The following is a 16,030-nucleotide window of genomic DNA, read 5'->3' as shown; positions in this document are numbered from 1 at the left end:
TCGTGGTGCACCGGCGGCCGCCGCACGCACCTCCCGTCCACCCGGTGGGCGGCAGCCTGTTCTCCTCCGTACACGAAAGGCCCTCAACCATGGGTGACCTCACGGGAAAGACCGCACTGGTGACGGGAGCCAGCCGGGGCATCGGCCGGGGCATCGCCCAGCGATTCGCCGGGGACGGCGCGCTGGTCGCCGTCCACTACGGCAGCAAGGACACCGCGGCCAAGGAGACCGTCGAAAGCATCCTCGACGCGGGCGGCCGGGCCTTCGCGGTCGGAGCGGAACTGGGCGCTCCGGGCGCGGTCGAGGCCCTCTTCGCCGCCTTCGACGCCGAACTCGCGGCCAGCGGCGCGGAACCCGGCCTCGACATCCTCGTCAACAACGCGGCCCTCAACTTCCCCGGGCGCATCGACGAGGTGAGCTACGAGGAGTTCGACCGCACCCTCGCGGTCAACATCCGGGCCCCGTTCTTCCTCGCCCAGCACGGTCTGCGCCGGATGCGGGACGGCGGGCGCGTCATCAACATCTCCTCGGCGGTGACCAGTACGGCGCACCCGGCGCAGATCGCCTACAGCGTCTCCAAGGGCGGGCTGGACACCCTCACGCTCGCTCTCGCCAAGGACCTCGGCCCGCGCGGGATCACGGTCAACACCCTCGCCCCCGGCTGGGTCGAGACCGATGTGACCGCGTCGCGCAGGGCCACCCCCGAGGGACGGGCCGCGCTGGCGGCCTATTCGGTGTTCAACCGGATCGGCCGGCCGACGGACATCGCGGATGTCGCCGCGTTCCTGGCCTCGGACGACTCCCGCTGGATCACCGGCCAGCGCATCGACGTCACCGGCGGCTCCACGCTCTGACCCGCCTGCGGGCCGGCCGGGCGGGGCCGGCCCGGGGTCAGGCGTCGTGGAAGACCAGGCCCAGGGAGTGCCGGTGGCCCGAGCGAACCAGGCTCACCCCGTGGCGTACGGGGCCGGCCGACCAGCCGCGGGCCGAGCGGACCGGGCGGTCGCGGGTCGTGAAGATCATGCCGTGGCCCTGCGGCAGGACGGTGGCGGTGCCGCGGGACTGGGCCCGCGGCCGCTGCTCGACGAGGAGGAACTCGCCCCCGGTGTAGTCGGTGCCCTGCGCGTTCAGGCCGATGACGACCTGCAGCGGGAAGACCATCTCCCCGAAGAGGTCGCGGTGCAGCGCGTTCCAGTCGCCCGCCCCGTAACGCAGCAGGATCTGGGCGGACTTGTCCTGTCCGGCCCGGTGGCACAGGGTGAGCCACTCCCCCAGGGTGTCCGGCCAGGGCGCCGGCCGGTCGAGCTTGTCCGCCCAGTCCCGGGCGATGGTCAGCAGGTGCGGGTAGAACGCCTCGCGCAGGGCCTGGACGGGGGCGGGCGGCGGGTCGGCGAAGTAGCGGTAGCGGCCCGAGCCGAAGCGGTGCCGCGCCATGTCGACGGTGGAGCGGAAGTGCCGCTCCTCGTCATAGTGCGCGATCAGGGCGCGGCAGTCGGCCGGGCCGAGCAGCCGTGGGGTCGACGCGCAGCCCAGCTCGTCGAGTGCGCCGGTCAGGGCCGGCCAGTCGGCGGCCGCGACGCGCCGGGCGAGCACACCGGGCCGGGTCCGTCGCTCCGGGGTCGTGCGGGTCATGGGGTGCTCCCAACGGGGGTCGGAGCGGCGGGTGGGATCACTGACGGGACGGGGCTCAGGTGGCGTCCGGGCCGACGCCCTCGATGCCGAGGAGCTTTTGCTTGGGCGCGGGCCCGGCCGCGTAGCCGGACAGGGAGCCGTCGGCGGCGATCACCCGGTGGCAGGGCCGGACGATGAGCAGCGGGTTCGCGCCGATCGCGGTGCCGACGGCGCGCACCGCGCCGCGTGCCGCACCGATCTCGGCGGCGATCCCTCCATAGGTGGTCGTGGTGCCGTAGGGCACGGTCTCCAGGGCCTTCCACACCCGCTGCTGGAAGTCCGTGCCCCGGGGGAGGTGTTCGATGCGGAAGCGGGTCAGCGTCCCGTCGAAGTACGCGCGCAGCTGCTCGACGATCGCGGCGAAGGCGTCGGGGTCGCGCGTCCAGCCGTCCTGGACGGTGGCGGCGCCCTTCTGGCCGGGCAGGGACAGCGAGGCGAGCGCGGTGCCGCCCGGTGCGGTGGCCGATTCCTCGCCCACCAGCAGAAGTTCGCCCAGCGGGCTGTCGAGGGTGGTGTAGAGCGTCATGATCCTGTGCCTTCCGTGATGGCGGGTCGGTCGGTCGCCGGCTTTGTGGCCGGCGTGTTCCAGAAGTGGTGCATCGCGTACGAGCGCCAGGGGCGCCAGCCGTGGGCGTGCGCCGCCGGCGCGTCCGCAGGCATCCCCGCCCGGCGCATGCCGGCCCGTACGGCCACGTCCCCGCTCAGCAGGACATCGGGGTCCCCCAGGGCGCGCATCCGGATGTACCCGGCGGTCCACGGGCCGATACCGCGCAGAGCGAGCAGTGCCTGCTCGGTACGGTCGCGGTCGGCTCCGGCGTCCAGGGTGACGGTGCCGTCGGCGAGCGCGGCGGCGAGGGTGCGCAGGGCAGCCCGTCGCGACTCCGGTATGCCAAGAGCCGTGAGCGAGGCCCGCGCCAGGTCCTCGGGCCGCGGGAAGAGGTGGGTGAGCGCACCGGACGGTTCCGGCAGCGGTTCGCCGTGGGCGGCGACCAGTGCGCCGCCGAGGGTGCGGCCGGCCGCGACCGAGACCTGCCGGCCGAGCACGGCGCGGACGGCGAGTTCGTGCGGGTCGGGGGTGCCCGGTGCCCGCAGCCCGGGGCACTGCGCCACCAGCGGCGCCAGAACGGGGTCCGCGCCGAGGCGCTCGGCCACCGCGTACGGATCGGCGTCCAGATCGAAGAGGCGGCGCACCCGCTGGCTCGCGGTGGTCAGATCGCGCAGCTCGGTCAGGCGCAGCCGGCAGTTCAGCCAGCCGTCGCCGGTCGCCTCGTCGACCTCGGCGACACCGGCGCCGTGCGGCAGCCGCAGGGTGCGCCGGTAGGTGCGGGTGCCCGGCTCGCCGCTGACGTCCTCGATGCCGGTGAGCGCACGCCGCTGGAGGTGGTCGAAGAGCGGCCCCGCCGCGTACGGGCCGCGGAAAGCCAGCCGCAGCGGCAGCGTGCCCGCCGTGCCGCCGGGCGCGACCGGGCCGAACCGGGTCGGCCTGCCGGGGCGGGCGGCGCGCAGCTCGCTCGGGGTGAGGGCGTAGATCTCCTTGATCGTGTCGTTGAACTGGCGCACGCTGGCGAAGCCGGCCGCGAAGGCGATCTCGGCTGCCGGCAGGCCGGTGGTCTGCAGGAGGACCCGGGCGGTGTGGGCGCGCTGGGCCCGCGCCAGGGCGACGGGGCCCGCGCCCAGTTCGGCGTTCAGCTGCCGCTGGACCTGCCGGGCGCTGTAGCCGAGCCGGGCGGCGAGTCCGCTGACGCCTTCCCGGTCGACCACGCCCTCACCGATCAGCCGCATCGCCCGCCCGACGACATCGGCGCGGGCATTCCACTCCGCGGAGCCGGGAACCGCGTCGGGGCGGCAGCGCCGGCAGGCGCGGAAGCCGGAGCCCTGGGCGGCGGCGGAGGTCGGGAAGAAGGTGACATTGCGGCGGCGGGGCGTGGTGGCCGGGCAGCTCGGCCGGCAGTAGATGCCGGTCGTGGACACCGCGAAGAAGAAGGCGCCGTCGAATCTGGCGTCCCTGCTGCGCACCGCCTCGTACCTGGTTTCCTCGTTGCTCACGGTGTCCACTGTGCCGCAGGTCAGGGCGGGGCGCTGGCGGAAATCGGACGTGGCGCTCGGCAGGCCGGGGGCGCGCGTGCGGGGTGCGGCCGCCCGCCGCCGGGGCTTCGGGCCCGCTCACGCGCGCACCGGATCAGGAACGAGCCGGCGGCCCGCACGCCGCAGCCAACACCGTTCGCCAGAACGGCAGTTGGTGGTGAAGCGTGGGCGGTGCGCCGTAGCGCAGAGGCACGCCCCGGCACGACGAAGCGCCCGGCACCTTGGCGTGCCGGGCGCGCTGATGCCCTCGTGACCAGCCGCTTCAGGCCGGCGGCAGCGGCCAGTCGTTCAGCGAGCCACCGCGCCACTCGACGAGACCCGGGTCGTCGAGCGCGATGTCCTCGGCCTGTCCGGCGACGCCCGCGCGGCGCAGAAATTCGGCGACATCGCCACGGCCGTGAGCCAGGCCGACGATCTGCCCGCGGACGGTCACCCGCCGGCCGCCGGACGGCGTCGGGGGGTGCACGATGACAGGCGGATGCTCGGTCATGCCTCCAGCCTGCGCCGGGCTCCGCGCTCCCGCACGTCGACGGCGACCGTGGGCGGCGGCCCCCGACACGCGGAAGCCCCGGCCGGACGGGGGGACCGGTCGGGGCTCGCGGGTGCGCGCTTCTTCAGCGCCCACACTCAATTGAACGGTAAACAGAGCAATCACGTTCCACCCGGGTGAGGTGATGACGGTCACTCCGGCGGAGGCGGCGGCCCGGCGGGCCCACCCACCGCACCCGACCCCCCGTCAGACCTTGAGCGGCTTGATCGCCGTAGGGGCGTGGCCGGGCTCGGTCGCGAGCTCCTCCCACTCGTTCACCTTGTCGATCTCCGCGGCCGCCATGGAGATATTGGTGATCCGCTCCAGGATGGCCTCGACGACGACCGGGACGCGGTGTTCGGCGGCCAGCTTCTTGGCCTCCTCGAAGGCGGCGCCCAGTTCGCTCGGGTCGGTGACCCGGATGGCCTTGCAGCCCAGCCCCTCGACGACCTTGACGTGGTCCACGCCGTAGACGCCCAGCTCCGGCGAGTTGATGTTCTCGAACTCCAGGTTCACCTGGAAGTTGATGTCGAGCCCGCGCTGGGCCTGACGGATCAGGCCCAGGTAGGCGTTGTTCACCAGCACGTGGATGTACGGGATCCGGTGCTGGGCGCCGACGGCCAGCTCTTCGAGCATGAACTGGAAGTCGTAGTCGCCGGAGAGCGCGACGACCGGCGTCGCCGGGTCGGCGGTGGCGACACCCAGCGCGGCCGGCAGGGTCCAGCCGAGCGGGCCGGCCTGACCGCAGTTGATCCAGTGGCGGGGCCGGTAGACGTGCAGCATCTGCGCGCCGGCGATCTGGGACAGGCCGATGGTGGTGACGTAGCGGGTCTCCGGGCCGAAGGCCTTGTTCATCTCCTCGTAGACGCGCTGCGGCTTCATCGGGATGTCGTCGAAGTGCGTACGGCGCTGGAGCCGGGCCTTGCGTTCCTGGGTGGAGGCGGCCCAGGCAGCGCGGTCAGGCAGGGTGCCGGCGGCCCGGTGCTCCTTGGCCACCTCGACGAACAGCTCCAGCGCGGCCCCGGCGTCCGAGGCGATGCCGTAGTCCGGGGCGAAGATCTTGCCGATCTGGGTCGGCTCGATGTCGACGTGGACGAACGTGCGGCCGCGGGTGTAGACGTCCAGCTTGCCGGTGTGGCGGTTGGCCCAGCGGTTGCCGATGCCCAGGACGAAGTCGGACTCCAGGAAGGTCGCGTTGCCGTAGCGGTGCGAGGTCTGCAGGCCGACCATGCCGGCGTTCAGCTCGTGATCGTCGGCGAGGATGCCCCAGCCCATCAGGGTGGGGACGACCGGCGTGCCGGTCAGCTCGGCGAACTCGACCAGCAGCTCGGAGGCGTCGGCGTTGAGGACGCCGCCGCCGGCGACGATCAGCGGACGCTCCGACGCGGCGAGGAGCGCGAGGGCCTTCTCGATCTGGGCGCGGGTCGCGGCCGGCTTGAAGGCCGGCAGCGGTTCGTACGTCTCGGGGTCGAAGTCGATCTCGGTCAGCTGGACATCGACCGGCAGGTCGATCAGGACCGGGCCGGGCCGCCCGGAGCGCATCAGGTGGAACGCCTGCTGGAAGACGCCGGGGACCTGCGCGGCCTCCATCACGGTGGTCGCCGCCTTGGTGACCGGCCCCGCGATCGCGGCGATGTCGACGGCCTGGAAGTCCTCCTTCTGGATCACCGCGGTCGGGGCCTGGCCGGTGAGGCAGAGGATCGGGATCGAGTCGCCGATCGCGGAGTAGAGGCCGGTGATCATGTCCGTTCCGGCCGGGCCGGAGGTGCCGATGCAGACGCCGATGTTGCCCGGGTGGGTCCGGGTGTAGCCCTCGGCCATGTGCGAGGCGCCCTCGACGTGCCGCGCGAGGGTGTGGTCGATCCCGCCGGCGCCCTTGAGCGCCGCGTAGAAGGGGTTGATCGCGGCGCCCGGCACGCCGAAGGCGTGGCGCACGCCCTCCCGCTTGAGGATCTCCACCGCGGCGCGGGCGGCTGTCATTCGAGGCATCGCGTACTCCTGCATCGACCTGTCACGGGCACGCTCCGGCACAGAGCCAGAGGTCTAATTCCGTATAGCGGAATCAATATTTTGCTTTATGGAAGGAACGTAGAGTGAGGCGTACCGCCCGTCAAGAGGTGGCCCTCAAGAGGCGCACAGCGAGCGGCGCACCCGAACCGGCACCGGAAACGCGAAAGCCGCGCACGGGCAAGGCCCACTGCGCGACCGAGGGGCGGCCACGGAGGCCACCGGTCAGGGGGCGTACGCGCGCCCCCACCCGCACGAAACCGCCGGCGCCCCCGACCTCACTCGGAGGTCAAGAGCACCGGCGGCACGCTGAGTTGACGCCACGTCAGCGAATCGGCACCCCCGCCAGCGTGCGGGCGATCACCAGCCGCTGAATCTCGCTCGTGCCCTCAAAAATCGTATAAATAGCGGCATCCCTGTGCATCCGCTCGACCGGGTATTCGCGGGTGAAGCCGTTGCCGCCGAGGATCTGGACGGCCTGGGCGGTGACCTTCTTGGCGACCTCGCTGGCGAAGAGCTTGGACATGGAGCCCTCGGCCGACGTGAAGGGCTTGCCGGTCGCGGCCATCCAGGAGGCGCGCCAGACCAGCAGCCGGGCCGCGTCGACCTGGGTACGCATGTCGGCGAGCTGGAAGGCCACGCCCTGGTTGTCGATGATCGGGCGGCCGAACTGCGTGCGGGTCCGGGCGTACTCCAGGGCCTCTTCGTAGGCGGCGCGGGCGGTGCCGACCGCCATCGCGCCGACGGCGGGACGCGAGGCCTCGAAGGTGGCCATCGCCGCGTTCTTCACCCGCTCGCCGTCGCTCTTGACCGCCTCACGGGCGCGGGCGAGGCGCTCGTCGAGCTTCTCCTTGCCGCCGAGCAGGCAGTGGCCGGGAACGCGGACGTCCTCCAGGACGACCTCGGCGGTGTGCGAGGCGCGGATGCCGTGCTTCTTGAACTTCTGCCCCTGGGAGAGGCCGGGGGTCTGCGGCGGGACGATGAAGGAGGCATGCCCCTTGGAGCCCAGCTCGGCGTCGACGACCGCGACGACGACATGGACGCCGGCGATGCCGCCGTTGGTGGCCCAGGTCTTGGTGCCGTTGAGCACCCATTCGTCCTTGGCCTCGTCGTAGACCGCGCGGGTGCGCATCGAGGCGACGTCCGAGCCGGCGTCCGGTTCCGACGAGCAGAAGGCCGCGACCTTCACGTCGTTCACATCGCCGTACATCTGCGGGACCCAGGTGCCGATCTGCTCCTCGGTGCCGTTCGCGAGCACGCCGACGGCCGCGAGTCCGGTGCCCACGATCGACAGGCCGATCCCGGCGTCACCCCAGAACAGCTCCTCCAGAGCCATGGGGATGCCCAGGCCGGTGGGGTCGAAGAACTGCTGGGCGTAGAAGTCCAGCGAGTACAGACCGATCTTGGCGGCCTCCTGGATCACCGGCCAGGGGGTCTCCTCGCGCTCGTCCCATTCGGCGGCGGCGGGGCGCATGACGTCCGCGGCGAAGCCGTGAATCCAGTCACGGACTTCCTTCTGCTCATCGTTGAGCTCCATGGTGAACTCGGCCATGTCCCCTCCAGTGCTGCACGCCGTACGATGTTACTAGCGGTAACCCGCAGTGTGTTACTCGCCAGTAGGGGATGTCAACTCCCCTACGGACGAATTCGCCGCGGAGAACGGGTGTTACGTTGCGCCAGCGCCACAGATTCACAAGGGTGGGGAGCACGACCATGGAACGCACCGAGCGCAGCGGCAGCCGGCATTCGACGACCGAGCGCAGGCGGCGGGAGCTGTTGGAGGCCGCCGAGCGCATTGTGCTGCGCGACGGCCCGGATGCCTCGATGAACGCCATCGCCGCCGAGGCCGGCATCACCAAGCCGATCCTCTACCGGCACTTCGGGGACAAGGGCGGGCTCTACCGCGCGCTCGCCCTGCGGCACACCGATGCCCTGCTGGCCAATCTGGCCACCGCGCTGGACGCCCCCGTCCTGCGCCGCGACCGGGTCGAGGCCACCCTCGACGCCTACCTGCTCGCGATCGAGAGCCAACCGCAGGTGTACCGCTTCCTGATGCACCCCTCCGACGGGGACACCGCGCCCGAGACCGGGTTCGACGTGGGGCGGCACTCCGCCCCACTCCTGCGCCGGCTCGGCGAGGAGCTGGCCAAGGTGATCACCGACCGGCTGGACCTCGGGCCGGGCGGCGAGCTGACGGCACGCGTGTGGGGGCACGGCATCGTCGGCATGATGCACGGCGCCGGCGACTGGTGGCTGCGCGAACGCCCGTGCACCCGTGAGCAGTTGGTCACACAATTGGCCGATCTGCTCTGGGGCCAGCTGGCCGCGGTCGCGGACCGTGAGGGCGGCCCCGGCTTCTGAGCTGCGGCCGTGCGGGGGCGGGCCGCGCGTCGCTCAGCGGCCGGCGGTCCCCGCCGCCGCGGCCCACGGGGCCCGGGCCGCCGCCCGCAGCGCCCGGCGCCGGCGCAGCCCGGTGAGGTGGTCGACGTACAGACCGCCGTCGAGGTGATCGCACTCGTGCTGCAGGCAGCGGGCGAAGAAGCCGGTGCCGATCACGGTCCGGGGCTCGCCACCGGCATCGACCCCGGTCACGACGGTGTGGTCGTGGCGCGGGGTGCCGGCCTCGATGCCCGGGAGCGACAGGCAGCCCTCGGGGCCGCGGAAGACCGGGCCGTCCGCCTCGACGAGCCGGGGGTTGACCAGATGGCCGAGGTGCCGGCGGTCCTCGTCGTCGGGGCAGTCGTAGACGAAGACCCGCAGCGGCACGCCGATCTGGTTGGCGGCCAGGCCCACGCCCTGTGCGGCGTACATCGTCGCGAACATGTCCTCGACCAGCTGCCGCAGCGCGCCGTCGAACGCGGTGACCTCCTCGCAGGGCGCGGTCAGGGCCGGGTCGCCGAGCAGGCGCAGGGGGTGGACACGTCCGGAACTGCCCTGGATGGTGCGAGAACGCATGGGGGTAAGGGTACGGCCAGGGCCGCCCCGGATGTCGCCGCACGGGTGGCGGGGTTCGGGCCCGCCGCCGGATCTCGATAGGCTGATCCCCGACCGAAGCCCCGGCCGGTCATCGGCTGCGGAGGAGGCGTTCCACCGGCAGCGGTACGGCAGGGGGGCGCCGGATGCAAGGAGGATCAAGGACGATGGCAGGCAACACGGAGCCGCTGTCGCCGCGGGCCAAGCTGGCCGTGACGGCGGGCAAGGCCGCGGCGGCGGTATCGCGCGCGGCGGGCCGCGGCAGCGGATCGGTGATCGGTGGCCGGGTGGCGCTCAAGCTCGACCCCGACCTGCTCGCGCGGCTGGCCGGGCACCTGGACGTGATCCTGGTGTCGGCGACGAACGGCAAGACGACCACGACCCGGCTGATCGCCGAGGCGCTGCGGGCCAGCGGCCCGGTGGTCTCCAACGCGCTCGGCGCCAACATGCCGGCCGGTATCACCTCGGCGCTGGCCGGCGGGTCGGACGCCAAGTACGGCGTCATCGAGGTGGACGAGAAGTACCTCGCCGGTGTGGCGCGCGATGTCACGCCGAAGGCCATAGCGCTGCTGAATCTCTCGCGCGACCAGCTCGACCGCGCCGCGGAGACCCGGATGCTGGCCGAGCACTGGCGTGAGGGCCTGGCCGGCTCCAAGGCGCTGATCATCGCCAACGCGGACGACCCGCTGATCGTGTGGGCGGCCTCGTCGTCCGCGAACGTGGTGTGGGTCGCGGCCGGCCAGGAGTGGAAGGACGATGCCTGGTCCTGCCCCTCGTGCGGTGGCGTGATGCAGCGGCCCGGCGAGGACTGGTTCTGCGGCGAGTGCGGCTTCCGCCGCCCCACGCCCAGCTGGGCGCTGTCCGGCGACCATGTGCTCGATCCGCACGGCAGCGCCTGGCCGATCAAGCTCCAGCTGCCGGGGCGCGCCAACAAGGCGAACGCCACCACGTCCGCCGCGGTCGCCGCCGCGTTCGGGGTGCCGCCGCAGGTGGCCCTGGAGCGGATGTTCTCGGTGCAGGCCGTGGCCGGCCGCTATGACGTGGTCTCGTTCCAGGACCGGGAGCTGCGGCTGCTGCTGGCGAAGAACCCGGCCGGCTGGCTGGAGACCTTCTCGCTGATCGACCCGCCGCCGACCCCGGTGATCATGTCCGTGAACGCGCGCGGCGCGGACGGCACGGACACCTCGTGGCTGTGGGACGTCGACTACACCCGGCTGGCCGGGCACCCGCTCTTCGTGCTGGGCGACCGCAAGCTGGACCTCGCGGTGCGTCTGGAGGTCGCGGGACTCGACTTCCACGTGTGCGAGAACCTCGACGAGGCGGCGCGGATGGCACCGCCCGGACGGATCGAGGTCATCGCCAACTACACGGCCTTCCAGGACCTGCGCCGCCGCGTGGGCAACTGAGTGCGGTCCACCGACCTTACGGACAAGGACGAGCGAGCATGAGTGACAACAGCCTGCGCCTGGTGTGGATCTACCCGGACCTGCTGAGCACGTACGGCGACCAGGGCAACGCCCTGGTGGTGGAGCGCCGGGCGCGGCAGCGCGGTCTGGACGTACAGCGTCTGGACGTACGCTCCGACCAGCAGATCCCCACCTCCGGTGACATCTACCTGATCGGCGGCGGTGAGGACCGGCCGCAGCGGCTGGCCGCGGAGCGGCTGATCCGTGACGGCGGACTGGGCCGCGCGGTCTCCAACGGCGCGATCGTCTTCTCGGTCTGTGCCGGCTACCAGATCCTGGGCCACGAGTTCGTCAACGACCTCGGGGAGCGCCAGCAGGGCATGGGTCTGCTGGACGTGGTGAGCACCCGCGGTGAGGCGGAGCGCTGTGTCGGCGACGTTCTCGCCGACATCGACCCGCAGTTGGGGCTGCCGCCGCTGACCGGCTTCGAGAACCACCAGGGCGTCACCCACCTGGGCAAGACGGCCCGGCCGTTCGCCAAGGTGCGGTTCGGCAACGGCAACGGCGTCGGCGACGGCTACGAGGGCGCGTACAGCGACACCGTCTTCGGCACGTATCTGCACGGTCCGGTGATGGCCCGCAACCCGCACATCGCCGATCTGCTGATCAAGCTGGCGCTGGACGTCAACGCGCTGCCTCCGGTGGAGGACCGCTGGTACGAGGCGCTGCGCCAGGAGCGGATCGCGGCGGCCACCCAGCCCGCTTGATACCGGTCGACGCCATGTTCGGGCCCTTCGCCCACATGTGACGTTTGCCGGAGTTGCCACCCTTTCGTACGCCCGCAGTCCCGCACTGCGGGCGTTCGTGTGCCCGGTGGCTCCGCGCTTGTAGGGTGAGCGGGATCCAACCGGACGACGGGGTCCGGGCCTCCGGTTGAGTTGCAGAGGGTTTTCGAGCAATGCGTATTGGTGTCCTCACCTCCGGCGGCGACTGCCCCGGCCTGAACGCCGTCATCCGGTCCGTCGTCCACCGCGCCACCGCTGATCACGGCGATGAGGTGATCGGCTTCCGTGACGGCTGGAAGGGCCTGCTGGAATGTGATTACCGCAAGCTCGACCTCGATGCCGTCGGTGGCATCCTGGCGCGCGGCGGCACCATCCTCGGCTCCTCACGGGTGCAGCCCGCCCATCTGCGGGACGGTGTGGAGCGGGCCCGCGGCCACGTCGCCGAGCTGGGTCTGGACGCCATCATCCCGATCGGCGGCGAGGGCACGCTGAAGGCGGCACGGCTGCTGTCGGACGCGGGCCTGCCGATCGTCGGCGTGCCAAAGACCATCGACAACGACATCGCGGTCACCGACGTGACGTTCGGCTTCGACACCGCGGTGGGCGTCGCCACCGAGGCGCTGGACCGGCTCAAGACCACCGCGGAGTCCCATCAGCGGGTGATGATCGTCGAGGTGATGGGACGGCACACCGGCTGGATCGCCCTGCACTCGGGGATGGCGGCCGGCGCGCACGCCATCGTGGTGCCGGAGCGGCCCTTCGACATCGACGAGCTCACCGCTCGGGTGGCCGAACGCTTCGAGGCCGGCAAGAAGTTCGCGATCGTGGTGGTCGCCGAGGGCGCCAAGCCGCGCGAGGGCAGCATGACCTTCGACATCGGCGGCAAGGACATGTACGGCCACGAGCGGTTCGCCGGTGTCGCCCGGCAGCTGTCGGTGGAGCTGGAGGACCGCCTCGGCAAGGAGGCCCGCCCGGTCATCCTCGGCCACGTCCAGCGCGGCGGGACGCCGACCGCCTACGACCGGGTGCTCGCCACCCGCTTCGGCTGGCACGCCGTCGAGGCCGCGCACCGCGGCGAGTTCGGGATGATGACCGCGCTGCGCGGCACGGACATCACGCTGGTGCCGCTGGCCGAGGCGGTCGAGACGCTCAAGACGGTGCCCGTGGAACGCTACGACGAGGCCGAGTGCGTGCTCTGAAGCAGCGCGCGCCCGGCGCGTCGGTCCGGGGTCACCCCGGATCCGTGACGCCCTGACGCACGAGCCGCCCCCGGCCGATGTTCCGGCCGGGGGCGGTTCTAGTCTTGTGGCCGGACTATCGGTACGAATCAGGAGCGAGCGGATGGATCACAGCGGGCACGGCATGGACGGCATGAACATGGATCTGCCGCCGTTCACGCTGGGGCGTGGCCTGGAGTTCGGTGGTGATCCGCTGTTCCTCGTCGGCTGCCTGCTGGGGCTGGGCCTCTACGGCTGGGCGGTGTTCCGGCTGCGGCGGCGGGGGGACGCCTGGCCGGTGGGCCGGACCGTCGCCTGGACGCTGGGCATCCTGACGGTGGCGCTGGTGATGTGCACCCAGCTGAACGACTACGGCATGGCGATGTTCAGCGTCCACATGGTCCAGCACATGATCATCAGCATGCTCTCGCCGATCCTGCTGCTGCTCGGGGCGCCGGTGACGCTGGCGCTGCGGGCACTGCCGACCGCCTCGCGCGGACGCAGGGGCCCGCGCGAACTGCTGGTCGCGCTGCTGCACAGCCGCTACATGCGAATCATCACGCACCCCGCCTTCACCATCCCCCTCTTCATCGCCAGCCTCTACGGGCTCTACTTCTCCCCGCTGTTCGACTTCCTGATGGAGTCGCGGGCCGGGCACATCGGGATGATGGTGCACTTCCTCGCGGTCGGCCTGGTGTTCTTCTGGCCGATCATGGGCGTCGACCCGGGCCCGCACCGGCCCGGCCATGTGATGCGGATCCTGGAGCTGTTCGCGGGCATGCCGTTCCACGCGTTCTTCGGGATCGCGCTGATGATGGCCTCGGAGCCGATGGTCGACACCTTCGTGCACCCGCCGGCCTCGCTGGGGATCGAGGCGCTGTCGGACCAGACGGCCGCCGGCGGCATCGCCTGGGCCTTCAGCGAGATCCCGTCCGTCGTGGTGCTGATCGCGCTGGTCTTCCAGTGGTACCGGTCCGACGAGCGGCAGTCGCAGCGCGCGGACCGGGCCGCCGACCGCAACGGCGACAAGGACCTGGTCGAGTACAACGCCTACCTCGCCTCGCTCCACGCACGGGGGCGCTAACGGCGGGTCGGCGCATCGCGCCGTCCTCTGGGGGTGGAGGTCGGGCGACGGGCGGGCGGGTCGGCGCATCGCGCCGCCTTCTGGGGGTGGAGGTCGGGCGACGGGCGGGGCGCCACTCTGGCGGTACGGGCCGCGGCCGGGGACGATGGTCCCATGGCCGCGGCCCGCGGCATGGACGCCCGGGCCGCCGTGAGGAGGTTGCGGGTATGCCCGGATCTGCGAGAACGATGGCCGTGTGCACGGTGGGCGGACTGGTCGTGGCGACCGCCTACACCGTGGCGTTGGGCGCCAATGGCTGGCTCTGGTTCTCCTGGGTGGTGCTGGCGCTGGTGACGATCGGGATGGTGGCCGCGCGACCCGTCTGAGCGCCCCGCCGGAGGGCGTGGGTCAGGGCCCACGGTGCGTCGGACGCGGCGGGTCAGAAGCGGAAGACCGGCCCGGTGGCGGAGTCCATCGTGCAGGCGTTGGGGAACTCCTTGCGCCAGTTCACCGGGCTGCCGTGCCAGGTGCCGGTCGCGGTGACGGTGACCGGGTCGAACTCCCGGGTGCAGCTGTGCGGCTCCCCGGGCAGGGCATCGAGGTCCCCGTGTGCCCAGGTCAGCGCGTCACAGGCGGCGCGTGCGTGCGGATGCCGGCGGTAGGCGTCCGGGCAGCTGAGCCGTACCCCGCGCACCCAGGTGTTGGCGGCTCCCGACACGGTGAGCTGCAGGCCCTGGTCCATCGGCGGCTCATCGGCGCCGGCCGGGGCGGCGCCGAGCACGCCCAGCAGGGCCGTGGAGAGGGCGGCGAGCGCGGCGGTACGGGCGGATCGGCGTCCACGGCTCACGGACATCGAGGTCTCCTGGGAACGTCGGCGGGATCGGGTGCGGGGCCGACAGGGACGTGGCGCCCGGCGGCCCCAGGCCACCCCGCCGGACGCCGGCGGGCAAGCGGCCACGCCGCGAGGTCGCCCGTACGGGCCCCGGATCCAGGCCCGGGAGACAAGAAGGTGACCGGCAACGAAGGAGGCGGCTTCGTCGCCGGTCACCGGACCGGGATCACCCCACGCGCTCGATACGGGCGCGCCGGATCAGGTTCTTCCCCTCCTCACGGACCTGGTCGAAGGCCGCGTTGTTCAGCAGCACACAGCTGCCCGAGGTGGAGGTCACGGAGACGGTCGTCGACTTGTCGTTGTCCAGGTTGGTCACCTTCAGCTTGGTCCCGGCGGGGAACTGGTCGCTGGACGCCGCCGGCGCGCCGCCCTCGCCGGACAGGGTCACCGTCGAGCCGGGGCAGACCACGTCGCCGTCGCCGCCCGCGGAGCCGCCCGCGGCGGGCGGGGCTGCCGAGGCGGAGGAGTCACCCGGGGCGGAGGTGCCCGCCGAGCCGGGCGGCGCCGTCGAGGAGGCGGGCGGGGCGTCGCCGCCCGGAGACTGCTGCGCCGGCGGGGCACCGGCCCGGTCCCCGCCCCCTTCCGCGGAGCAGCCGGCGGCCTTCTGCTTGACGCCGATCTCCTTGATCACGGCTTCCCGGTTGGCGATCCGGGCCGCCGACTGGGAGTCCGGGTGGGCCCGCTGGTCGGCGATGAACTTCTGGTTGTTGCTCAGGGCGGCGGACAGACCGTCACAGGCCACCGATGCCTGGCTGGTGCCCGTGGTGGCGATGGCGATGCCGCCCACCAGCGCCGCGGCACTGACACAGACGACGATCTTCTGGCGCCGGCCGACCGTTTTCTTCCGGGACATCTCTGCACTCCTGTTCTCGGCCTGGAACCGTGGATTCAGGCTCGGTTGCCGGACAGTACGCCGGGCCAACCCGGGCTCGTTCAGTGGAAGTTGAAAGTTGTCCGTGGATGCCAAAGGGGATTCCGGACGGCGGCCGGGTCTGCCAGGGTGCGGGTATGCGGGGCGCCGGCCGGAGTGCGCCTGGGATGTCCTCCGGCCGGCGTGGCCGTTAGCTGCGGCGGTCCGTCCGCGTCGCGGCGCGGGGTCGGCCGGGCGCCTCCCGTCAGGACCCTCCGTCCGCTCCTGCGGGAGGACCCCGGCCGAGTAACGGGACGGCCCGGCACGGCTGTTGACGAGAGCGTCCACCGTCCGGGACGTCCGCCGGCGCGGCGTCCGGGTACGTCAGCGGCCCGACGACGGAGTGCCGGGCGACCCGGCACCGGCGGCATGGCCACCGGGCGGCACGGAGAAGGTCCGGCGGCCGATGCCGACCGCGTCGTCCCTCGCGGACCGGGCGCCGACAGGCGGGCGTGCACACCCGTCCCCCTCCCCCTCGGCCCCCCGACCGGC

16 protein-coding genes are annotated in these 16,030 nt (G+C 72.4%); 7 read left to right on the top strand and 9 right to left on the bottom strand.

Annotated features, from left to right (window positions below; translation table 11 throughout):
- Nucleotides 1-89 precede the first annotated feature (89 nt).
- A complete protein-coding gene (locus tag ACQP17_RS32380; RefSeq protein ID WP_433859484.1) occupies nt 90-854 on the top strand; it encodes an SDR family NAD(P)-dependent oxidoreductase in 765 nt (254 codons plus the stop codon).
- Nucleotides 855-891: 37 nt separating this feature from the next.
- Here ACQP17_RS32380 and ACQP17_RS32375 read toward each other — a convergent pair whose 3' ends face one another.
- The 6 genes from ACQP17_RS32375 to ACQP17_RS32350 all read right to left on the bottom strand — a co-directional run bounded on the left by ACQP17_RS32375 (nt 892) and on the right by ACQP17_RS32350 (nt 7,844).
- On the bottom strand, nt 892-1,632 hold the full coding sequence (locus tag ACQP17_RS32375) for a 2OG-Fe(II) oxygenase (protein ID WP_433859482.1): 741 nt from the start codon (nt 1,630-1,632) through the stop codon (nt 892-894).
- Nucleotides 1,633-1,687: 55 nt separating this feature from the next.
- On the bottom strand, nt 1,688-2,197 hold the full coding sequence (locus ACQP17_RS32370) for a methylated-DNA--[protein]-cysteine S-methyltransferase (RefSeq protein ID WP_433859480.1): 510 nt from the start codon (nt 2,195-2,197) through the stop codon (nt 1,688-1,690).
- Nucleotides 2,194-3,726 carry an AlkA N-terminal domain-containing protein gene (locus tag ACQP17_RS32365; protein ID WP_433859479.1) on the bottom strand — a complete coding sequence of 511 codons (1,533 nt, stop codon included), beginning with the start codon at nt 3,724-3,726 and terminating at the stop codon, nt 2,194-2,196. Before ACQP17_RS32365 ends, ACQP17_RS32370 begins: the two co-directional genes overlap by 4 nt.
- Nucleotides 3,727-4,018: 292 nt before the next feature.
- A complete protein-coding gene (locus ACQP17_RS32360) occupies nt 4,019-4,246 on the bottom strand; it encodes a hypothetical protein (RefSeq protein WP_433859478.1) in 228 nt (75 codons plus the stop codon).
- 246 nt (nt 4,247-4,492) lie between these two features.
- Nucleotides 4,493-6,274, bottom strand: coding sequence for a glyoxylate carboligase (gene gcl, locus ACQP17_RS32355; protein ID WP_433859477.1), 1,782 nt, complete (start codon nt 6,272-6,274; stop codon nt 4,493-4,495).
- Between the two features lie 343 nt (nt 6,275-6,617).
- Complete coding sequence (locus tag ACQP17_RS32350) at nt 6,618-7,844, bottom strand: acyl-CoA dehydrogenase family protein (protein ID WP_364874222.1); 1,227 nt, start codon at nt 7,842-7,844, stop codon at nt 6,618-6,620.
- Between the two features lie 161 nt (nt 7,845-8,005).
- On the opposite strand from ACQP17_RS32350, the gene ACQP17_RS32345 reads away from it, so the two are divergent.
- On the top strand, nt 8,006-8,653 hold the full coding sequence (locus tag ACQP17_RS32345) for a TetR family transcriptional regulator (protein WP_433859476.1): 648 nt from the start codon (nt 8,006-8,008) through the stop codon (nt 8,651-8,653).
- A 33-nt stretch (nt 8,654-8,686) separates the two neighbouring features.
- Here the strand turns inward: ACQP17_RS32345 and def are convergent, their stop codons facing one another.
- Nucleotides 8,687-9,247, bottom strand: a complete 561-nt coding sequence (def, locus tag ACQP17_RS32340) for a peptide deformylase (RefSeq protein ID WP_433859475.1) — start codon at nt 9,245-9,247, stop codon at nt 8,687-8,689.
- 185 nt (nt 9,248-9,432) lie between these two features.
- Here def and ACQP17_RS32335 point away from each other — a divergent pair, with 185 nt between their 5' ends.
- The 5 genes from ACQP17_RS32335 to ACQP17_RS32315 all read left to right on the top strand — a co-directional run bounded on the left by ACQP17_RS32335 (nt 9,433) and on the right by ACQP17_RS32315 (nt 14,122).
- Nucleotides 9,433-10,671, top strand: a complete 1,239-nt coding sequence (locus tag ACQP17_RS32335) for a Mur ligase family protein (protein WP_364874227.1) — start codon at nt 9,433-9,435, stop codon at nt 10,669-10,671.
- A gap of 38 nt (nt 10,672-10,709) precedes the next feature.
- Nucleotides 10,710-11,438 (top strand): type 1 glutamine amidotransferase, encoded by a 729-nt coding sequence (locus ACQP17_RS32330; protein WP_189096157.1) that lies wholly within the window; start codon nt 10,710-10,712, stop codon nt 11,436-11,438.
- A gap of 191 nt (nt 11,439-11,629) precedes the next feature.
- Nucleotides 11,630-12,655, top strand: a complete 1,026-nt coding sequence (locus ACQP17_RS32325) for a 6-phosphofructokinase (RefSeq protein WP_364874229.1) — start codon at nt 11,630-11,632, stop codon at nt 12,653-12,655.
- Between the two features lie 142 nt (nt 12,656-12,797).
- Nucleotides 12,798-13,757: a cytochrome c oxidase assembly protein gene (locus tag ACQP17_RS32320; RefSeq protein ID WP_433859474.1), complete on the top strand. Its 960-nt coding sequence runs from the start codon at nt 12,798-12,800 to the stop codon at nt 13,755-13,757.
- Nucleotides 13,758-13,963: 206 nt separating this feature from the next.
- Entirely contained in the window at nt 13,964-14,122 is a 159-nt protein-coding gene (locus ACQP17_RS32315) for a hypothetical protein (protein ID WP_189096154.1), read from the top strand.
- A gap of 53 nt (nt 14,123-14,175) precedes the next feature.
- Here ACQP17_RS32315 and ACQP17_RS32310 read toward each other — a convergent pair whose 3' ends face one another.
- Entirely contained in the window at nt 14,176-14,589 is a 414-nt protein-coding gene (locus tag ACQP17_RS32310; RefSeq protein WP_433859473.1) for an SSI family serine proteinase inhibitor, read from the bottom strand.
- A 205-nt stretch (nt 14,590-14,794) separates the two neighbouring features.
- Nucleotides 14,795-15,481, bottom strand: coding sequence for a hypothetical protein (locus ACQP17_RS32305; RefSeq protein WP_433859472.1), 687 nt, complete (start codon nt 15,479-15,481; stop codon nt 14,795-14,797).
- Between the last annotated feature and the right edge of the window lie 549 nt (nt 15,482-16,030).

This window comes from Streptomyces kronopolitis (genome assembly GCF_050953795.1).
GTDB classification, from domain to species: domain Bacteria; phylum Actinomycetota; class Actinomycetes; order Streptomycetales; family Streptomycetaceae; genus Streptomyces; species Streptomyces kronopolitis_A.
This window is presented reverse-complemented; position numbering and strand designations above follow the sequence as displayed.

What these genes read in the sequence shown, in the direction of transcription:
- ACQP17_RS32360 (WP_433859478.1), bottom strand. Translation starts at nt 4,246, where the DNA reads ATGACCGAGCATCCGCCTGTCATCGTGCACCCCCCGACGCCGTCCGGC.
- ACQP17_RS32380 (WP_433859484.1), top strand. Translation starts at nt 90, where the DNA reads ATGGGTGACCTCACGGGAAAGACCGCACTGGTGACGGGAGCCAGCCGG.
- ACQP17_RS32315 (WP_189096154.1), top strand. Translation starts at nt 13,964, where the DNA reads ATGCCCGGATCTGCGAGAACGATGGCCGTGTGCACGGTGGGCGGACTG.
- ACQP17_RS32375 (WP_433859482.1), bottom strand. Translation starts at nt 1,632, where the DNA reads ATGACCCGCACGACCCCGGAGCGACGGACCCGGCCCGGTGTGCTCGCC.
- ACQP17_RS32345 (WP_433859476.1), top strand. Translation starts at nt 8,006, where the DNA reads ATGGAACGCACCGAGCGCAGCGGCAGCCGGCATTCGACGACCGAGCGC.
- ACQP17_RS32320 (WP_433859474.1), top strand. Translation starts at nt 12,798, where the DNA reads ATGGATCACAGCGGGCACGGCATGGACGGCATGAACATGGATCTGCCG.
- def (WP_433859475.1), bottom strand. Translation starts at nt 9,247, where the DNA reads ATGCGTTCTCGCACCATCCAGGGCAGTTCCGGACGTGTCCACCCCCTG.
- ACQP17_RS32330 (WP_189096157.1), top strand. Translation starts at nt 10,710, where the DNA reads ATGAGTGACAACAGCCTGCGCCTGGTGTGGATCTACCCGGACCTGCTG.
- ACQP17_RS32305 (WP_433859472.1), bottom strand. Translation starts at nt 15,481, where the DNA reads ATGTCCCGGAAGAAAACGGTCGGCCGGCGCCAGAAGATCGTCGTCTGT.
- gcl (WP_433859477.1), bottom strand. Translation starts at nt 6,274, where the DNA reads ATGCCTCGAATGACAGCCGCCCGCGCCGCGGTGGAGATCCTCAAGCGG.
- ACQP17_RS32310 (WP_433859473.1), bottom strand. Translation starts at nt 14,589, where the DNA reads ATGTCCGTGAGCCGTGGACGCCGATCCGCCCGTACCGCCGCGCTCGCC.
- ACQP17_RS32335 (WP_364874227.1), top strand. Translation starts at nt 9,433, where the DNA reads ATGGCAGGCAACACGGAGCCGCTGTCGCCGCGGGCCAAGCTGGCCGTG.
- ACQP17_RS32325 (WP_364874229.1), top strand. Translation starts at nt 11,630, where the DNA reads ATGCGTATTGGTGTCCTCACCTCCGGCGGCGACTGCCCCGGCCTGAAC.
- ACQP17_RS32370 (WP_433859480.1), bottom strand. Translation starts at nt 2,197, where the DNA reads ATGACGCTCTACACCACCCTCGACAGCCCGCTGGGCGAACTTCTGCTG.
- ACQP17_RS32350 (WP_364874222.1), bottom strand. Translation starts at nt 7,844, where the DNA reads ATGGCCGAGTTCACCATGGAGCTCAACGATGAGCAGAAGGAAGTCCGT.